General features: G+C 74.8%; 15 protein-coding genes and 1 tRNA gene. 7 read left to right on the top strand and 9 right to left on the bottom strand.

What is annotated here, in order from left to right:
- The first annotated feature begins 242 nt into the window (after positions 1 to 242).
- Positions 243 to 1,619, top strand: coding sequence for a M6 family metalloprotease domain-containing protein (locus ACZ3IG_RS00980; protein WP_467427799.1), 1,377 nt, complete (start codon positions 243 to 245; stop codon positions 1,617 to 1,619).
- A gap of 77 nt (positions 1,620 to 1,696) precedes the next feature.
- Here ACZ3IG_RS00980 and ACZ3IG_RS00985 read toward each other — a convergent pair.
- The 7 genes from ACZ3IG_RS00985 to ACZ3IG_RS01015 form a co-directional block, all read right to left on the bottom strand.
- Positions 1,697 to 1,770 (bottom strand) — tRNA-Lys (locus tag ACZ3IG_RS00985).
- Positions 1,761 to 2,348, bottom strand: coding sequence for a bifunctional DNA primase/polymerase (locus tag ACZ3IG_RS00990; protein WP_467427800.1), 588 nt, complete (start codon positions 2,346 to 2,348; stop codon positions 1,761 to 1,763). Before ACZ3IG_RS00990 ends, ACZ3IG_RS00985 begins: the two co-directional genes overlap by 10 nt.
- Before the next feature lie 185 nt (positions 2,349 to 2,533).
- A complete protein-coding gene (locus tag ACZ3IG_RS00995; protein ID WP_215167742.1) occupies positions 2,534 to 2,902 on the bottom strand; it encodes a hypothetical protein in 369 nt (122 codons plus the stop codon).
- Positions 2,903 to 3,003: 101 nt separating this feature from the next.
- A complete protein-coding gene (locus ACZ3IG_RS01000) occupies positions 3,004 to 4,287 on the bottom strand; it encodes an AAA family ATPase (RefSeq protein ID WP_467429142.1) in 1,284 nt (427 codons plus the stop codon).
- 110 nt (positions 4,288 to 4,397) lie between these two features.
- Positions 4,398 to 5,993: a hypothetical protein gene (locus tag ACZ3IG_RS01005; protein ID WP_467427803.1), complete on the bottom strand. Its 1,596-nt coding sequence runs from the start codon at positions 5,991 to 5,993 to the stop codon at positions 4,398 to 4,400.
- On the bottom strand, positions 5,984 to 7,177 hold the full coding sequence (locus tag ACZ3IG_RS01010; protein ID WP_467427805.1) for a hypothetical protein: 1,194 nt from the start codon (positions 7,175 to 7,177) through the stop codon (positions 5,984 to 5,986). Before ACZ3IG_RS01010 ends, ACZ3IG_RS01005 begins: the two co-directional genes overlap by 10 nt.
- Positions 7,074 to 8,039, bottom strand: coding sequence for a phosphatase PAP2 family protein (locus tag ACZ3IG_RS01015; RefSeq protein ID WP_467427806.1), 966 nt, complete (start codon positions 8,037 to 8,039; stop codon positions 7,074 to 7,076). The genes ACZ3IG_RS01010 and ACZ3IG_RS01015 overlap by 104 nt, the downstream gene beginning before the upstream one ends.
- A 229-nt stretch (positions 8,040 to 8,268) precedes the next feature.
- On the opposite strand from ACZ3IG_RS01015, the gene ACZ3IG_RS01020 reads away from it, so the two are divergent.
- Positions 8,269 to 8,865 (top strand): histidine phosphatase family protein, encoded by a 597-nt coding sequence (locus ACZ3IG_RS01020; RefSeq protein ID WP_467427807.1) that lies wholly within the window; start codon positions 8,269 to 8,271, stop codon positions 8,863 to 8,865.
- A 30-nt stretch (positions 8,866 to 8,895) separates the two neighbouring features.
- Here the strand turns inward: ACZ3IG_RS01020 and ACZ3IG_RS01025 are convergent, their stop codons facing one another.
- Positions 8,896 to 10,371 carry a hypothetical protein gene (locus ACZ3IG_RS01025; protein ID WP_467427810.1) on the bottom strand — a complete coding sequence of 492 codons (1,476 nt, stop codon included), beginning with the start codon at positions 10,369 to 10,371 and terminating at the stop codon, positions 8,896 to 8,898.
- A gap of 319 nt (positions 10,372 to 10,690) precedes the next feature.
- On the opposite strand from ACZ3IG_RS01025, the gene ACZ3IG_RS01030 reads away from it, so the two are divergent.
- Together ACZ3IG_RS01030 and ACZ3IG_RS01035 are read left to right on the top strand one after the other, a co-directional pair.
- A complete protein-coding gene (locus tag ACZ3IG_RS01030; protein WP_467429144.1) occupies positions 10,691 to 11,074 on the top strand; it encodes a hypothetical protein in 384 nt (127 codons plus the stop codon).
- Between the two features lie 105 nt (positions 11,075 to 11,179).
- A complete protein-coding gene (locus ACZ3IG_RS01035; protein ID WP_467427811.1) occupies positions 11,180 to 12,049 on the top strand; it encodes a spermidine synthase in 870 nt (289 codons plus the stop codon).
- 45 nt (positions 12,050 to 12,094) lie between these two features.
- Here the strand turns inward: ACZ3IG_RS01035 and ACZ3IG_RS01040 are convergent, their stop codons facing one another.
- Positions 12,095 to 12,652, bottom strand: coding sequence for a hypothetical protein (locus ACZ3IG_RS01040; protein WP_467427813.1), 558 nt, complete (start codon positions 12,650 to 12,652; stop codon positions 12,095 to 12,097).
- A 97-nt stretch (positions 12,653 to 12,749) separates the two neighbouring features.
- Here ACZ3IG_RS01040 and ACZ3IG_RS01045 point away from each other — a divergent pair, with 97 nt between their 5' ends.
- The 3 genes from ACZ3IG_RS01045 to ACZ3IG_RS01055 all read left to right on the top strand — a co-directional run bounded on the left by ACZ3IG_RS01045 (position 12,750) and on the right by ACZ3IG_RS01055 (position 16,567).
- Entirely contained in the window at positions 12,750 to 13,457 is a 708-nt protein-coding gene (locus ACZ3IG_RS01045; protein WP_467427814.1) for a response regulator transcription factor, read from the top strand.
- On the top strand, positions 13,454 to 15,019 hold the full coding sequence (locus ACZ3IG_RS01050; protein ID WP_467427815.1) for a sensor histidine kinase: 1,566 nt from the start codon (positions 13,454 to 13,456) through the stop codon (positions 15,017 to 15,019). Before ACZ3IG_RS01045 ends, ACZ3IG_RS01050 begins: the two co-directional genes overlap by 4 nt.
- A gap of 111 nt (positions 15,020 to 15,130) precedes the next feature.
- Positions 15,131 to 16,567: a glycoside hydrolase family 18 protein gene (locus tag ACZ3IG_RS01055; RefSeq protein WP_467427817.1), complete on the top strand. Its 1,437-nt coding sequence runs from the start codon at positions 15,131 to 15,133 to the stop codon at positions 16,565 to 16,567.
- Positions 16,568 to 16,633 lie beyond the last annotated feature (66 nt).

Consider the following 16,633-nt stretch of genomic DNA (forward strand, 5'->3'; position numbering starts at 1 on the left):
GATCTCTGTCCGTGCAGGAAAGTGTGCCGATCATAGAGGGTGGCTCCCGGCCCTTCCAGCCGCACAGCGGTCACCGGTTCCCCCGGACCCTCCTGACAGATCGTTTCTGCTCGCAGCTGGCCGGGTTCTAAACACCCCCGACCAGTTGTGACGTTCCGTGAGTGGGGGGAACGGGCCACTTTCGGCAATTCCCCGACGGCTCACCCGTCCGGCCCATGCGAACAGGGCGCAGTACGACAAATATGCACAAGCTGGGTGCGGTGTTCCGCGAACCGCACCCGGAGGTCCATGTGCCGCGCCCGCTCCGCCCGAGGCGACTTCCCCGTGAGGCCCTCAAGGGTCTCGGCGCGGGCGGCCGGCCGGGCGGCGGAGCCTGGCCGAGACTGCGCCGTACCGCGGCCGTGGCCACCACCCTCTCGGCGCTGGCCGCGACCTCCCTGATCACCGCCCCCTCGGTGGCCGAACCCTTCTCGCCCGAGCCGTGCGCCCTGCAACGCACCGAGGCGCACCACTCCGAGGGCGTGGACACCTGGAACGCCGCCTATCCGCGGCCGGCCCGCGCGCTGGACGCGGTGATGGTGTTCCTGTCCTTCCCGGATTCCCGCCCCCTGGCCGCGCCCCGGGAGCTGGCCGCCGACCACTTCCCGGCCACCACCCGGTTCTTCCAGCGCGCCTCCTACGGCACGTTCACGCTGCGCCCGCACCCGCTGCGGAACTGGGTCCGGATGCCGCGCCCGTCGACGGCGTACGCCATACAGCGGGACTGGAGTGCCGGGCACCGCGCCGCCTATCTGCGCGACGCGCTGGCCGCGGCCGACGACCGGGTCGACTTCTCCCGCTACGACGTCGTGTACTTCGTCGCCGACCCGGACGCGCCCGGCGTGGACTCCGACGCCACGAAGGTCGTCAACCTGGAGACGCCGCTGCGCGCGGACGGCACCGACATCCGGCGGGTCGTCACGGTGTTCGAAAACCATCCGCCGGACCGGCTGGTCCTCGCCCATGAGACCGGACACGTCTTCGACCTGCCGGACCTGTACCACCGGCCCGTGGACGGCAAGGGGGACTGGGACACCCATGTCGGTGACTGGGACCTGATGGGCAGCCAGTTCGCGCTGGCGCCGGACCTGTTCGGCTGGCACAAGTGGAAGCTGGGGTGGTTGCAGCCCAGGCAGGTGGCGTGTGTGCGGGGCGCCGGACCGGTCCGGCTCACCCTGGAGCCGCTGGGCGCGGGGCCCGGGGTGCCGGTGACGGGGGCGGCGGGTGCGCCGGCCTTCGGTCTGGGCCGGGGCACCAAGCTCGCGGTCGTCCGCACCGGGGCCGACGAGGTCCTCGCCTTCGAGGCGCGCGGTCCGGTCGGCAACGACGTCGCCGCCTGCCGGGCGGGGGTGCTGGTGTACCGGGTGCGCAGCGGGGCGGAGTCCGGTGGCGGGCCGGTCGAGGTGATCGACGCCCACCCTCGCAGCGGGGCCTGCTGGGAGGACTCGGTCTACCCGCCGCTCGCCGACGCGCCGGTCGCCCTCGGCGAGAGCTTCACGGTGCCGGGGGAGGGCGTACGGGTGGAGGTGGAGGGGCGGACGGTGTCGGGGGCCTGGACGGTGAAGATCACGCCCGGATGAGGTGCCCCCGGCGCGCGAGAGGCTTGCGGGCACATGAAAAGGCCCCCCGCTCGCGCGGAGGGCCTTTTCACTGTCTGTGCGCCGCCAGGGACTCGAACCCCGGACCCGCTGATTAAGAGTCAGCTGCTCTAACCAACTGAGCTAGCGGCGCCTGCTGACGTCGTAGACATTAGCACCCACCTCGGCGGGAGGAAAAATCGATATCCGCACGGCCGCGCGGGCCGCCCGCACCGCCGCCCAGAGCAGCACCTCGGGGCCGGGCAGCCAGGGCCGGCGGGTGTCCGGGGCGACCAGCCAGCGGGCGGACGACCGGGCGGAACCGGCCGGCGCGGGGACGGTCACGGTGTCCCCGGTGCCGTGGCAGAGCAGGGGCGGCACGGCACCGGTACGGCTGTCACCGGCGGACCGCCCGCGTGTCCCCCACTCCTCCCACGCCAGCAGCGAGGGCAGCCGCTGCGCGGTGCCCGGCACGGCGAAGAGCAGTATCCGGCCGCGGCACTCCGCCACCGGCCCCGAGCCGGGGCCCTCGGCCCACATCCGGTCCAGCATCCGGCGTCCGAACATCGCCGGGGCGCTCACGACGTCGAACGCCGAGCCGCACGGCAGGACCACCGGGGCCTGGGGCCGCTCGGCCCAGAAGGCGAGCGTGTCGTGCGGACGGGCGGCGGCGGAGGCCAGCCAGGCGGCACCGGCCGGGGTGACATGGGAGATGTGCGGAGGGCTGCTCATGGGGGACATGTCTACCGGCTGTGAGGGATCGGTCTCCCTGGGTTGCCGGAACGCGGGACAGGGGGCGGACCGGGGAGGTATCTTGCCCACTCCCTTGGCATATGCCTCTCGCTCTTCGCCTCGTTCGGCTGCCGTGTGCCGTGTGCCGTGTGCCGTGCGCCCGTTCGTCGTTGTCGTGCGTCGTTTCAGACCGACTCGGCGGGGCCCAGGCCGCTCTCCCCTCCCCGCATCAGGTCCCGGCCGAACTCCACCATCTTCTTGGCGTAGTCCTCGGTCCACTCGGCCCGCTCCGCGATGTCCGCGGTGGTCAGCCGGTCGAACCGCCGCGGGTCCGCGAGCTGCGCCGCAGCCATCGCCTGGAACTCCACCGCCCGGTCCGCCGCCGCGCGGAACGCGTGGGTCAGCTCCGTCGCCCGCTCCAGCAGGTGCCGCGGGTCGTCGATCGACTCCAGATCGAAGAAGTGCTCCGGGTCGGCGGCGGCCGCCGCGGGCTCGAAGAGCAGGGGCGCGGGGCGTAGCCGCGGTTCGTGGTGACGCGGCGTGGGCTCCGCCATGTCTCTCCTCCTCGTACGTCGCACATGACCCGGTGGGGAGTGGGCCACCGTCCATTGTCCCGCGCCCACGCAAGAGTGCCTCGCGCCGGCCACGGGCGGTGTCAGGGCCGCCAGGCCACCCGGTGTCCGGACCAGTGCTCCCAGGTGGACATCACCGCCTCCCACCCATCGGGGAACTTCACGGTCGTGCCCAGCTGGACCGGCTCCGTGGACGGATACGCGTCCAGGAGTTCGTCGACGCCCGCGCGGCAGACGACCACGCACGCGTGCCGGTGCCGGGAGGCCAGGACGCACAGGCGGCCGGTCTCCAGGTGGAACGCCGTGGCGTCGGGGCGGCCGGAGAGGGGGTGCAGGACGACCGTCACGTCGTACTCCCGGCCCTGGAGCCGGTTGGCCGTGTCGACGGTGACGCCGGTGACACCGAGGCCGGCCAGCGCGGCGCGCACCGCCGCCGCCTGGTCGCGGTGGGCGGTGCCGACCGCGATCCGGCCGGGGGTGAGCGGCGCCGGGTCCGCCGAGCGCTCGGAGACCGCCGCGCCCTGCCGGTCCAGGAGCCGCCGGACGACCGCCGCCACCGCCCCCACCGCCTCCGGGTCCGTGCGCGGGGTGTGCCGGGCGGGCAGCTCCAGCAGGCCCCAGCCCGAGGCGGCGGCCTCGTCGATCACCCGGTCGGGGCCGGAACCGTCCGAGGGGACGGCGAAGGAGAGGGCGCGGTCGCCGTGGTCCGTGCCGCTGCGGAAGGGCGTGTAGGGGTAGAACGCGTCGGAGACCAGGGGCGCCGCCGACGCCGGGAGGCGCCAGGAGACGGGGAGGCGGTGCTGGGGGAGGTCCGGGTTGTGTGCGAGCAGCGTGGTGACGGCGGAGGCCGACGGGTCGTAGGACAGGCCCGCCCACTGCTCGCCGCCCACGATCGAGAACGGGTCCAGCTGCCCGGGGTCCCCCACGAACAGCGCCCGCTCGAACAGGCCGGCGACGGCGAGCAGCGAGTCCGAGCGCATCTGGTACGCCTCGTCGACGATCGCGTGCCGCCACGGCTCGTCCACCTTCACGTGCGCCCACTTCGCGGCCGTCGACAGCACCACCGCCAGCCCGGCCAGGTCGGCGGCCTTCGCCGACTTCCGTACGTTGTCCAGCCCGTCCAGCGCCTTGTCGTACGGGTCGGCGTCGCTGCTGTGCAGGCGGCCCACCGGCAGCTCGGGGTTCTTCTCGGCGAGGCGGAGGACGAGGTCGTCGACCTGGGCGTTGGTCTGCGCGACCACCATCAGCGGGCGGCCCGCCTCGGCCAGCTCCAGCGCCGCCCGCACGACCAGCGTCGACTTGCCGGCGCCCGGCGGGGAGTCGACGACCACGCCGCGGTGCGTGCCGTGCAGGGTGTCGGCGAGGATCGCGTCGGTGGCACGGGTGGCCGCGGCGCCCGGGTCGAAGGGGGCGGCCGGACTTCCGGTGGCGGGACCGCCGGTGGCCGGACCGCCGGTGGCGGGGAGCGCCTCGGTGGTCACAGGAGGTCCTCCTCGGTCAGCGGGTCGGGGGTTTCCGGTACGGCGGCCGTTTCGCCCGGCGGCCCGCCGTGGGTCCACGGCGTCGCCTCCGCGTCGGGCAGCTTCGCGCCGCCGCGCTGCTCGTGCTCGAAGAGGGTGAAGCAGAGCCGGTCGCCCTTCTCGGGCACGGACCCGGCCTCGGGTTCCTTGCCGCGGCCCATCTTGTCGACGATCCGCAGTACCAAGACACCCTCCCCGGCCTGCTCGACGTACTCGGCGGCCTGCGGTTTGCCGCCCAGCGACCGGTACACCTTGACCCGCTCGGCGAGCTGCGGCCGGTCGTCGGTGCGGACGGTGACCAGCGGGCGCGGGCTCGGCCGCTTGCCCTCGCTGTGGGCCATGACCACGTCCACGACCTCCCCGGTGAACGCCTCCCCGGCCAGCCGCCGCCCCGCCATCACCAGCGGGTCGTCCAGGGCCTCCTGGGCGTCCAGGCGGGCCTGCTCGCGCTCCCGGGTGGCCAGCTTGTTCGCCGCCGTCACCGCGTCGTCGCGGCGCGGCTGCGGGGGCTCGCCGGAGACGATCCGGTCCCGGTGCCCGGTGAACGACCAGCGGTCGCGGGTCCACCGCTCCTCGACGTGCGCCCCGGCGGGCAGCCGCCGCAGCAGGTCCAGGCCGTGCCACACCGCGTCCCAGGTGGGCCGTGTACGGCTGAGCACCAGGTCGCGGATCTCCCGCTCGGCGGCGCTCACCGCGCCGTACCGCTCGTCGGCCTCCAGGCCGTCCTCGGCGGCGGCGAGCGCGGTGCGGGCCCGGTCGTAGCGCTCGATGGCGGGGGCGAGCAGTCCGTTGTCGAACGCCGGGTCGGTGGCCGGGCCCGCGGGCGGGCACAGCAGCTGGCCGTCCGCGTCCCGGGCCAGCTCCGCCCGCAGCGCGGCCTCGGCACCGGAGGTGCCCTCCGGGGGGTCGATCCAGGCCAGCAGGGCGCCGAGGTGCTGGTCCTCCAGGGTGGACTGACCGGTCGCCCAGTGGCGGCCCAGCAGGTCGGTCATGGCCAGGAGGAGCGAGGAGCCGGGGACGCGGGCGCGTTCGCCGTAGTGGGTCAGCCAGCGGCCGAGCAGCGGCACCCGGGGCGGCGCGGGGTGCGGGGACTCCGGGTCCTGGTCGGCCGTACGCCGGAACCGCATGGAGCGGCCGAGCAGGCGGACCAGGTCGATGCCCGCGCGGCTCGGCACCACCAGCTGCGCGGCGTCCGCGCACAGCTCGACCTCCACCTTGACCCGCTTGCCGGTCTCCGGGTCGGTCTCGGTGCGCTCGGCGGCCTCGACGGCGTCGGCGTACGCGTCGATGTGCGGCAGGACGACGTCGGCCAGCTCGGCCAGGAACCCGAACCGCAGGTCGCGGTCGCGGGGCTGCGGCACGACCAGCAGGCGCGGGGCGTCGCGGTCCGTACCGACCAGGGCGCCGAGCGGGGCGCCGACCTCGCCGGCCGTGACCAGCGGGACGAGGACCAGGGGCCGGTCGGACAGGTGCCGGTGCCGGACGGTGGCGGCCGGCTGCGCGCGGCCGGCATGCACCGCCTCCAGTCGGGCGAGCGTGCCGATCAGCGACATGCCGCCTCCAGGGTCCCGGCCCGCGTCCCCAGCGCCTCGGCCCGCAGCTGCGCCGCCCGGCGCAGCGCCGCCACCGCCGGGTCGTCCGGGTCCCCGGCCGCGCCGTCGGCCGCCGCCAGTACGTCGTCCACCGTCGCCAGCCCGCCCAGCTCGGCCCGCGCCTGCCGGCCGAGGGTGGTCACCGCGCCGGCCGCCCGGGACCGGGCACGGCAGTGGAACGCCAGCTCGCACGCGGACAGGCACTCGGGCGCGTACGCCGCCGGGACCGCCTCGACCGCCGCCGTCAGCTCCTCGGCCGGCCGGTCCGGGGCGAAACACGTGCCCTCCGGCAGGGCGTCGGCGATCTCCTCGATCCGGGTGAGCCGGGCCAGCTGCCGGCCGGTCACCGCGCGCTGCTTGCGTACGTCGACGGCGGCGGCGGTGGGCAGGTTGGAGAAGTCCTTGGGGCAGACGAGCAGGACGCGGTGGCGCACGCGCGGGGCGGGCCGCAGCCGGGCCGCCAGCTCCTCCAGCGCCAGCACGTACACCGCGGCCTGCCGGGCGGCGGCGCCGACCTTCGCCGGGTCCGCCGAGCCGTCCAGCACCGGGAACGACTTGATCTCGACGACCGTCCAGCTGCCGTCCGGGTGCACCACCACCGCGTCCGGCTCCAGGAAGGCGGGGGAACCGGCCACGTCCAGGGCGAGCATCGGATGGTCGAGGAGGGTCCACGCGGCGGCCCCGGTGGCCTCCCGCAGCGCCAGCTCCGTGCGCGCCGTACGCCCCCGGGGGCCGTCGGCGGCCAGATCGGGCGCCCGGGTGTCCTGCGGCGGCTCGGCGCCCCGGTCCAGCTTCTCGTGCACCAGCCGCAGCAGCTCCGCGCCGCCGTCCGCCTTGACCCGGGCCTCGAACGCGTTGCCCCGCACGAAGGCGAACTGGGACTGGCCGAAGACCGACGGCGCGCCCAGCGCGCTCGCCAGGCTCGTCTTGTCCACCCCGGCGCCGTCCAGGATCGCGCGCCGTCTGCACCCGGGGTTGGCCGCGAGGGCGGCCAGGGCGCGGGCGTCCAGGGCCTTGGGCGGTACGTCGGGGCCGCGCAGCTCAGCGAGCCGGTGCCGGAGCGCCGTCTCCCGTGTCCGCGGGGGAGGCGTCCGGCCCGGCTCCGGGCCGGAGCCGCTCGTCGCGCTGGCGTGGAAATCGCTCACCCGCGGAAGTCTCGCACCCCCCACTGACAACAGGGGAGTCCGAGCCCGCGGAGCGCCGTGGGAACGCGGTGGCCACCGGGGCGAGTACGGCGGTGAGCGCGTCGCGCGCCCGCTCCGCGCCGCGCAGGACGTACGGCGTGAGCACCAGTCCCGCGCCCATCACCACCGCGCCCGCGACCGCGTCGAGCAGGTAGTGGTTGGCGGTGCCCATCACCACGACCGTGGTCACCAGCGGGTAGACCACGCCGGCCACCCGCGTCGCGCGCGTGGAGCCGAACCGCCACAGCAGCACCCCGCACCACAGCGCCCAGCCGACGTGCAGGCTCGGCATCGCGGCGTACTGGTTGGTCATCCCGCCCAGCCCGCGCGGCGCACTCGCCTCACCGCCCCACCAGCCGTACGCGCTGTAGTGGGCCATCGTGTCCACGAAACCGTGGGCCGGGGCGAGCAGCCGGGGCGGACAGGTCGGCAGCGCCGTGAAGCCGATCAGACCGATGGACGTGGACGTCAGCAGCCAGGTCCGGGCGGCGCGGTAGCGCACCGCGCGGGAGCGGAACACCCAGACCAGCACCAGGGGCGTCACCAGGTAGTGCAGGGACGCGTACCAGAAGTCGGCGGGCACGCCGAGCCAGGGTTCGCGGGTGAAGAGACGGTTCAGCGGGTGTTCCGCGTTGAGGTGGAGCACCTTCTCCACGCGCAGGACGGCCAGGCCGTGGTCGACGGCGTCGGAGACGTCGCCCCGCACCAGCAGCCGGCCGGCCGAGTAGCAGGCGTAGACGAGGAGGATCAGCGGCAGCTCCGTCCACCAGCGCGGACGGGCCCGGGGGGCCGTCTCGGTGCCTGGTGCGTCGGCGCGCGGCATCCGATCGCCCTCCCCTTCGTCCTCTTCTTTTTCTTCTTCCTCGCGTCCCGCCCCGGACACCAGCCGGTTCCGGGCGTGTCACTCTACGGCGGTGGGGACCCGCGGCGCGGGGCACCCCCGGCCCTGGAAGACGTCATGGTCGCCCCCCGGGTTGCCCCTGCGCGGCGTACGCGATGATGGAAGGGCTGCACCTCGCATTCACCCGCCATTCACCCCGAAAGGCCGCTTCATGGCACCGCGCATCCTGCTCGCCCGGCACGGACAGACGGAGTGGTCGCTGTCCGGCAGACACACGGGCCGGACCGATGTGCCCCTCCTGGAGGAGGGCCGGCGCGGCGCCAAGCTGCTCGGACAGCGGCTGCACCGGATGCCGTTCGACGGTCTGCCCGCGGCCGAGGTGCGCACCAGCCCGCTGGTACGCGCGCGTGAGACGTGCGAACTGGCCGGCTTCGGCGACCGGGCGCGGCACTGGGACGCGCTCATGGAGTGGGACTACGGGGCCTACGAGGGAATGACGCCGGCCGAGATCCAGGCGGTCCGGCCGGGCTGGCTGATCTGGCGGGACGGTGTCCCGGAGGGGGAGAGCACGGCGGACGTCACCGCGCGCGCGGACGAGGTCGTCGCCTGGGCCCGGGAGGCCGACCGTGACGTCCTGGTCTTCGCCCACGGCCACATCCTGCGGTCGATCGGCGCCCGCTGGCTCGGCCTGCCGCTGGAGTTCGGGGCCCGCATACGCCTGAACCCGACGTCCCTGTCGGTACTCGGCTGGGCCTACGGCGAACCGGCCGTCGAGAACTGGAACGACATCGGCCACCTGGCGGGGTGACGGGTTCCGCCGGGTCCCGGGGCCGTCGGATCACGCGGTGCGGGGCAGCGCCGCGTGGCGTTCCAGGAACGCGGCGACTCCTCTCGTCCGGCGATGCGGCAGCAGAACCCGGGCCGTGCCCGCCAGCATCCGCTGGACCCGGGTGGACTGGACCTCCCCGAGCAGGCCCAGTACCCGCAGTCCGGCCGCGGCCGCCGCGTCCGGGCGGCCGCCCCGGGCGTGGTCGTCGGCGAGTTCCGCCGAGTACAGGGCGATGTTGCGGGTGAAGTGCGGATCCTGCAGCTCGACCGCCCGGCGCGCGTGCCGGGCGGCCCGCGGCCAGTCGCCCAGCGCGGACCAGCACTGCGCCTCCAGCCCCTCCGCCTCGGCCTCGCCGTAGAAGCTCATCCACTCGGGGTCGGTGTCGGACGGACCCCGGTCGAACAGGGCCTGGGCCCGGGCCAGCGCCTGCTCGCAGCCGACCCGGTCGGCCAGCCCCGCCCAGCCGCCCGCCTCCCGCAGAGCCAGCAGCGACATCAGCCGGGCGGAGCCCAGCCCCCGTGCGGCCCGCTGCGCGGCCTGCGCGGCCCGGACCGCCTCCCGGGGCCGGCCCGCGTCGCGCGCGAGGAACGCCGTGTTGCAGAAGGCGTGCGCCTCCAGGGCCGCGTCCCCGGTCATCCGGGCGGTCGCCAGCGCCTCGGCGTAGTGGGAGCGGGCGTCGTCGAAGCGCCCCGAGTCATGGGCCAGCCAGCCCACGGAGAGCGCCAGTTCACCGGCGCCCGCGTAGAGCCGGTCCGCCGTCGCCTGCCGCATCGCACCGGCGTCCAGCAGCGCGTACGCGGCACGCAGCGGAGCCGCCGCGCGCCGGTAGAGTCCGTCGGCGCCGTGCCGGTCGTCGAGCAGCCGGATCCGGCGGACGGCTTCCTCCAGGGCGCCGGCGTCGCTCGCCCCGCAGCGGCGCACCGGGCGTTCGGCCGCCGCGGCGTCCAGGGCGAGCCCCAGCGGGCCCAGCGAGGCGGCGGCCACCGTGACGGTCCCGCCCCTCATGAATGCGCGACGCAGCACGTCGCTCTCCTCGTGGTCGTCGTGGGTGTACGGGTTTCCCGGGTCGTACGGCCGGACGGGCGCCGCCGCCGCACGGTCCGCGTCCGCCCGGCCAGGGTCCACGCGGCCCGCCTGCGCCGCGGCTGTCCGGGCCGGGCCCGCCGGAGCCGTGGCCGCACCGGTACGCGCGTGCCGGCCGCGGACCGACGAACGGGGCGCGAACCCCAGGTCGGTGAGCGTGCGGCCGGGGAACATGTGCAGGAACACCCGCTCGTACGCGTAGTTGGGGCAGCGGATCTCACCCGTCTCCACCCGGCCGACGTACCGCGCGTCACAGCTGACCCGCTCGCCGATCTCGCGCGCGGCCCGCCGCACCGCCGCCGCGAACTCGGCCGGTGAACGCCGGCCGCGCAACTGGCGGAAGACCAGGTTCGGCCGCGGTGGCCGGTCGGGCTGGGGTGGGGTCACCGTCGACGACGTCATGGCCGGTCCTCCCGTACGAACCGTCGAACCCAGCCGGACCCAGGGTGACTTGCCGGGAATGTTCCCTTTGGCTGCCTCGTGTCCGGCGATATGAAAGTACCGTCTGTGACAGGGTCGCCACGCACCGTTTGAGTACAAAAGCGGATAAGCCCTCCACGATCTGCCATGAAGTGCCATTCTTTGTGGCGCAATCACGCCGTAGCCGATACCGGTCCGGCGCGTTGAACCCCGTGGACCGGGGCCTGCCTCCCGGTCCGTCTGCTCGTCCGAGGAGTTTTCCGTGGAGTGTTCCGTGGTGGAGGCCGGGATGGAGACCGGGATGGAGACCAGTCGGATCAGCGACCCCCAGGCCCCGAGCGACGCCTGTGACGTCGTGACCGTGCCGACCCGGCAAGGGCTGGAAGCCGTCGACATTCTCAGACGGGGAGCCGCGGAGGCGGTGGGTCCGGTTCTGCACGACGACGGTCGCGACACCCTCGGCTTCCTGGTGCCGCCGGGCACCGCCGCCGCCTGGGACGTACCCGGAAGCACCTGTACGGGGACGGAGGAGCGGGGCGTGCCCCTGGGCCCGCGGACCCCGGTGCGCGGCCCCGGCTGGCTGCTGCCGCCGGAGGAGACGGACACCGCGACCGACCCGGCCGTCCTGCGCGCCGCGCTCGGCGAGGCGGCCCGGCTGATCGAGGCGGCGGACAACTGCCGCTGAGCCTCGGCGCCCGCACACGGACTCCGGCGCGCGGTGGCGCCGTAGTACAGGGACGCCGTAGCACGGTGGCGCAGGTCAGGCGGTCGCTGCGGCGATAATGGCCGTATGGGAAAGACCAGGAACCCCCGCCGCGGACGGGCCGGCAGGGAAGCCGTCGTCGAGGACGTCGACGGCGGACGCGCCGAACTGGTCCCCGACCGCGAGCGGCCCCGCGCCTGGACCCTGCTGATCGACGGCGCCCCGCAGTCACACGTCGACCTGGACGACCCGGCCCGCCTCTCCTTCGAGTACCAGCGCCGCTTCGGGCACGTCGTCGACCTCGCCGCACCGCCGGGACGGCCCCTGAACGCCGTGCACCTCGGGGGCGGAGCCCTCACCCTCGCCCGGTACGTCGCCGCCACCCGGCCCCGGTCCACCCAGCAGGTCGTCGAGCGGGACGCGGCCCTCGTCCAACTGGTCCGGCGGGAACTGCCGCTGGACCCCGGCGCCCGCATCCGCGTCCGGTCCGCCGACGCCCGCGCCGGACTCGCCAGAATGCCGCACGGCAAGGCCGACCTGGTCGTCGCCGACGTCTTCAGCGGCGCCCGTACCCCGGCCCACCTGACCTCGGCCGAGTTCCTGGACGAGGTCCGCCTCGCTCTCGCGCCCGACGGGATCTACACCGCCAACCTCGCCGACGGCCCGCCCCTGGCCCACCTGCGTGGCCAGATCGCCACCGCCGCCACCCGGTTCGCGCACCTCGCCGTCATGGCCGACCCGGCCGTCCTGCGGGGCAAACGGTTCGGCAACGCGGTCCTGGTCGCCGCCGACCGGCCGCTGCCGCTCGCCGAGCTGACCCGCCGCGCCGCCTCCGACCCCCAGCCCGCCCGGGTCGAACACGGCAAGGCGCTCACCGACTTCACCGGTGGCGCCGTCCCCGTCACGGACGCCGTGGCGGTGGCCTCCCCGGCGCCGCCGCCCTCCGTCTTCGGCTGACCCGGCCTGTCCGGCCGGCGCTCGGCGGCTCAGCCGGTCCGCTGCTCAGTAGGTCCCGATCTCCACCCGTGGCGGACCGTCGTGCCAGGTGCAGAACACCGACACCCGGTCCGCTCCCGAGGTGAACTCCACCCGGATCCACGACTGGGTCTTCCACACCTGCATCGACCAGCCCGCGCCCGGAGTCGCCGACACCAGCGACGCCGAGGCGGGACCCAGATCGAAGACCGCGCGGCCGCCCTTGGTGTCGTAGCTCTTGACCTGTCCGGAAGAGGCACCGGCTGAAGTGGGGGGCGGTGCGGGGGACTTCGGGGTGGTGGAGGCCGGGGTTCCGGAGGGTTCCGGGCTCGGTTCCCGGGAGGTCCGGGCCGTCTCGGTGGACTCGGGGGTCGGTGCCGGGCTGTCCGACGGCGCGGGCCGGCTGGTGGAGGACGCCAGCGACTGCGACGCCTGTGCCGTCTCCTCGACCGCCGTGATGGGCAGGGCGCGGGGCGGGTCGTACGCCGTGCCCGCCATGACCGTGTGCACGCCCCACCACGACAGGGTGACCGCCGCGCCCGTCGCGAGCAGCCAGGCCAGTACGTGTACGAGTCCTCTGCGCATCGCGGCCATACTGCCCCACCCGCCCCACGGGTGTCGCGCACACGAAGTTGTCCACAGGCCCGAACCGGTCTCGCCCGTATGGCGTACGGTGCCGCCCATGGCAAGTGTGCTCGTGGTCGAGGACGACCAGTTCGTACGCTCGGCGCTCATCCGGCATCTGACCGACGCCGCCCACACGGTGCGCAGCGTGGGCACCGCGCTGGAAGCGCTGCGCGAGGTCGCCCAACTCCCGTTCGACGTGGTGATACTGGACCTCGGGCTCCCCGACCTCGACGGGTCCGAGGCCCTGAAGATGCTGCGCGGCATCACGGACGTCCCGGTGATCGTCGCCACCGCCCGGGACGACGAGACGGAGATCGTCCGGTTGCTCAACGCCGGGGCGGACGACTACCTCACCAAGCCGTTCTCCGTGGAGCACCTGTCGGCCCGGATGGCCGCCGTCCTGCGCCGCGCCCGCACCGGCGCCGGGGAAGCGCCGCCGTCCACGGTGCTCCGGGTGGGCGGCCTCACCGTCGACCCGCTGCGCCGCCAGGCCGAACTGGACGGCGTACGGCTCGACCTGACCCGGCGCGAGTTCGACCTGCTCGCCTTCCTCGCCGCACGGCCCGGCGTGGTCGTCCCCCGCAAGGAGCTCCTCGCCGAGGTCTGGCAGCAGTCCTACGGCGACGATCAGACCATCGACGTCCATCTGTCCTGGTTGAGGCGGAAGCTGGGGGAGACCGCCGCGCGGCCCCGCTATCTGCACACCCTGCGCGGTGTCGGCGTGAAGCTGGAACCGCCCGCCGACCCGGAGCCGCCGCGATGAGGTGGGCGCTGGTCAAGGTGTCGCTGGCGGTGACCGCGATGGTCGTGGTCGCCTTCGCCGTCCCGCTCGGCCTGGTCGTCCGGGAGATGGCCCGCGACCGGGCGTTCTCCAACGCCGAGCGGGAGGCCGCGGCGGTCGCCCCCGCGCTGTCCATCACCACCGACCGCGAGCAACTGGAGCGCGTCGTCGCCTCCGCCGGCTCGGACGACGCGGCGATCGCCGTGCACATCCCGGCGGCCGGTGACGGTACGGGCGGCGGGGAGGGTACGGGCGCCGCGGACGGTACGGGCGGTGGGGAGGGTACGGAGGAAGGGGAGGGCACGGAGGGTGACGGGGCCGGTGACGCCACGGACGGTGGGGCCGGTGACGCGACCGGCGGAGCGACAGGCGGAGCGACCGGCGGCTTCGACATCGGGCCGGAGCGGGCCGCCGCCGAGGACATCGCCGCCGTACGGAGGCTGGGGCGTGCCTCCACCACCCAGGTGCCCGACGGTTCCGTGCTGCTCCAGCCGGTCGCGCTCAGCTCCGGCGCGATCGCCGTCGTCGAGGTCTACGTCCCCGAGTCCGAGGTCAGCAACGGCGTGGGCACGGCCTGGGCGGTGCTCGCCGCCGTCGGCGCCGCGCTGATCGTCGGCTCGGTCGCCGTCGCCGACCGCCTCGGCGTACGCATGGTGCAGCCCGCGCAGCGCCTGGCCGAAGGGGCCCAGGAACTGGGCGAGGGCAAGCTCGGCGCCCGGGTGCCGGAGGAGGGCCCGCCGGAACTGCGCTCCGCCGCCGTCGCGTTCAACTCCATGGCCGACCAGGTCGTCCAGCTCCTCGCCAACGAACGGGAACTGGCCGCCGACCTCTCCCACCGGCTGCGCACCCCGCTGACCGTGCTCCGCCTCAACGCGGCCTCGCTCGGCGAGGGGCCGGCCGCCGAGCAGACCCGGGCCGCCGTCGAGCAGTTGGAGCGCGAGGTCGACACCATCATCCGTACCGCCCGCGACGCCAGACCGCAGACGGCGGCGGGTCCCGGCGCGGGGTGCGACGCCGCCGAGGTGGTGCGCGAGCGGATGGGGTTCTGGTCGGCGCTGGCCGAGGACGAGGGCCGCAAGTGGCGGGTGGCCGGCGCCGACCGGCCGGTGCGAATACCCGTGGCCCGCGCCGACCTGGCGGCCGCCCTCGACGCGCTGCTCGGCAACGTCTTCCGGCACACCCCGGAGGGCACCGCCTTCGCGGTCGACGTGCACAACGCCGAGGACGCGGTGATCGTGCTGGTCTCGGACGCGGGCCCCGGCATACCCGACCCCGGCGCGGCGATGGCGCGCGGCCGGGGGTCGGGCAGCGACGGGTCGACCGGCCTGGGGCTGGACATCGTGCGCCGGCTCGCGGAGTCCACGGGCGGGGACGTGCGGATCGGCTCCTCCGTGCTCGGCGGGACCGAGGTGCGCATCTGGCTCCAGCTCGACGGCCGGGCGGCGCCCGTGCGGCGCGGGCACCGGGGGGCCGTACGCAGGCGCCGGCTGCGTGGTGCCGTGCGGACCGTCCGCACCTTTAATCGGTCCCGATCCCTTCCTTAAGCGCGCCCTAAGATCGCCGACTGCCGTCCGGATCAGGCTCTTTGCCCGGTTCGGCGTCGCTAGCGTGCTGCCGCACCCCCACCTCCGGCAAGCAGGGAAAGCAGGCACGCCATGAGTACCCACCGGCGCAGGATCAGCGGCAGGAACAAGGCGATCGGCGCGGTCGTGGCAGCGGCCGTCGCGGGCGGCGGCGCGCTGCTGTTCACCAGCGCGGCCCACGCGGCGGGAGTCGGCGCCGCGTACACCAGGACCAGCGCCTGGGAGACGGGATACACCGCGCAGTACGTCGTCACCAACGACGGCGCGGAGATGAAGGCGGACTGGACACTGGAGTTCGACCTGCCCTCGGGGACGAAGCTCGGCTCGCTGTGGAACGGCGAGTCCCGGGTGAGCGGACAGCACGTGACCGTGACCGCGCCGAAGTGGGACACCGACGGGCTGGCGGCCGGCGAGTCGGTCACCGTCGGCTTCGTCGTCCAGGGCACCGGCGACCCGCTCGGCTGCCGCGTCGACGGTGCCGCCTGTTCCACGGACGCGGGCGCCACCCCCGAGCCCAGTGGCCGGCCCACCGACACCCCGACGACCGCCCCGACCGGAGGCGCCACCCCCACGCCCACGGTCACCGCGACCGGGGACACCGGCAGCGGGACCACCGACAGCGCCGGCTTCGCCCCGTACGTCGACACCTCGCTCTACCCCGCCTACGACCTGCTGGCCAACGCCGAGGCGACGGGCGTCAAGGAGTACAACCTCGCCTTCGTCACCGACGGCGGGAGCTGCACCCCCAAGTGGGGCGGCGTCACCGACCTGGCGAGCGACGCGGTGGCCGCGCAGATAGGCGACCTGCGCGCGGCCGGCGGTGACGTCCGGGTCTCCTTCGGCGGCGCGGCCGGCTCCGAGCTGGCCACCACCTGCTCCTCGGCCGACGCGCTGGCGGCGGCGTACGAGAAGGTCGTGGCCGCCTACGACCTCACCAAGGTCGACTTCGACGTGGAGGGCGGCGCGCTGCCCGACACGGCCGCGAACACGCGCCGCGCCCAGGCCATCGCCCGGCTCCAGGCCGACCACCCCGACCTGGACGTCTCCTTCACCCTCCCGGTGATGCCGGAGGGCCTGACCCAGCCCGGCGTCGACCTGCTCGCCGACGCCGAGGAGAACGGGGTCACGGTCGACACCGTCAACATCATGGCGATGGACTACGGCGCCGCCTACAGCGGCGACATGGGCACCTACGCCGAACAGGCCGCCACCGCCACCCAGGCCCAGATCAAGGGTGTCCTCGGCCTCGACGACAGCGCGGCGTGGAAGGCGGTCGGGGTCACGCCGATGATCGGCGTCAACGACGTCGTCACCGAGGTGTTCACCGTGGCCGACGCCGGTCAGCTGGTCGAGTTCGCCGAGGCCAAGGGGCTCGGGAGCCTCTCCATGTGGTCCGCGACCCGTGACAAGGCCTGTCCCGGCGGCCCCAAGCAGCAGGCCGACGCCACGTGCAGTTCCATCGAGCAGACGGACGGCGCCTTCGCCGAGGCGTTCGCCCGCTACCAGTGACGGCGGTGGGGCGCGGCATCCCCGCCGGACGCCGCGCCCCGCTTCCCCGCTCCCCGTGACAGGCGG

Source organism: Streptomyces sp. NPDC016677 (genome assembly GCF_055562815.1).

What these genes read in the sequence shown, in the direction of transcription:
- ACZ3IG_RS01025 (WP_467427810.1), bottom strand. Translation starts at nt 10,371, where the DNA reads ATGACGTCGTCGACGGTGACCCCACCCCAGCCCGACCGGCCACCGCGG.
- ACZ3IG_RS01030 (WP_467429144.1), top strand. Translation starts at nt 10,691, where the DNA reads ATGGAGACCAGTCGGATCAGCGACCCCCAGGCCCCGAGCGACGCCTGT.
- ACZ3IG_RS01055 (WP_467427817.1), top strand. Translation starts at nt 15,131, where the DNA reads ATGAGTACCCACCGGCGCAGGATCAGCGGCAGGAACAAGGCGATCGGC.
- ACZ3IG_RS01040 (WP_467427813.1), bottom strand. Translation starts at nt 12,652, where the DNA reads ATGCGCAGAGGACTCGTACACGTACTGGCCTGGCTGCTCGCGACGGGC.
- ACZ3IG_RS00995 (WP_215167742.1), bottom strand. Translation starts at nt 2,902, where the DNA reads ATGGCGGAGCCCACGCCGCGTCACCACGAACCGCGGCTACGCCCCGCG.
- ACZ3IG_RS00980 (WP_467427799.1), top strand. Translation starts at nt 243, where the DNA reads ATGCACAAGCTGGGTGCGGTGTTCCGCGAACCGCACCCGGAGGTCCAT.
- ACZ3IG_RS01005 (WP_467427803.1), bottom strand. Translation starts at nt 5,993, where the DNA reads ATGTCGCTGATCGGCACGCTCGCCCGACTGGAGGCGGTGCATGCCGGC.
- ACZ3IG_RS01045 (WP_467427814.1), top strand. Translation starts at nt 12,750, where the DNA reads ATGGCAAGTGTGCTCGTGGTCGAGGACGACCAGTTCGTACGCTCGGCG.
- ACZ3IG_RS01050 (WP_467427815.1), top strand. Translation starts at nt 13,454, where the DNA reads ATGAGGTGGGCGCTGGTCAAGGTGTCGCTGGCGGTGACCGCGATGGTC.
- ACZ3IG_RS01015 (WP_467427806.1), bottom strand. Translation starts at nt 8,039, where the DNA reads ATGCCGCGCGCCGACGCACCAGGCACCGAGACGGCCCCCCGGGCCCGT.
- ACZ3IG_RS01020 (WP_467427807.1), top strand. Translation starts at nt 8,269, where the DNA reads ATGGCACCGCGCATCCTGCTCGCCCGGCACGGACAGACGGAGTGGTCG.
- ACZ3IG_RS01035 (WP_467427811.1), top strand. Translation starts at nt 11,180, where the DNA reads ATGGGAAAGACCAGGAACCCCCGCCGCGGACGGGCCGGCAGGGAAGCC.
- ACZ3IG_RS00990 (WP_467427800.1), bottom strand. Translation starts at nt 2,348, where the DNA reads ATGAGCAGCCCTCCGCACATCTCCCATGTCACCCCGGCCGGTGCCGCC.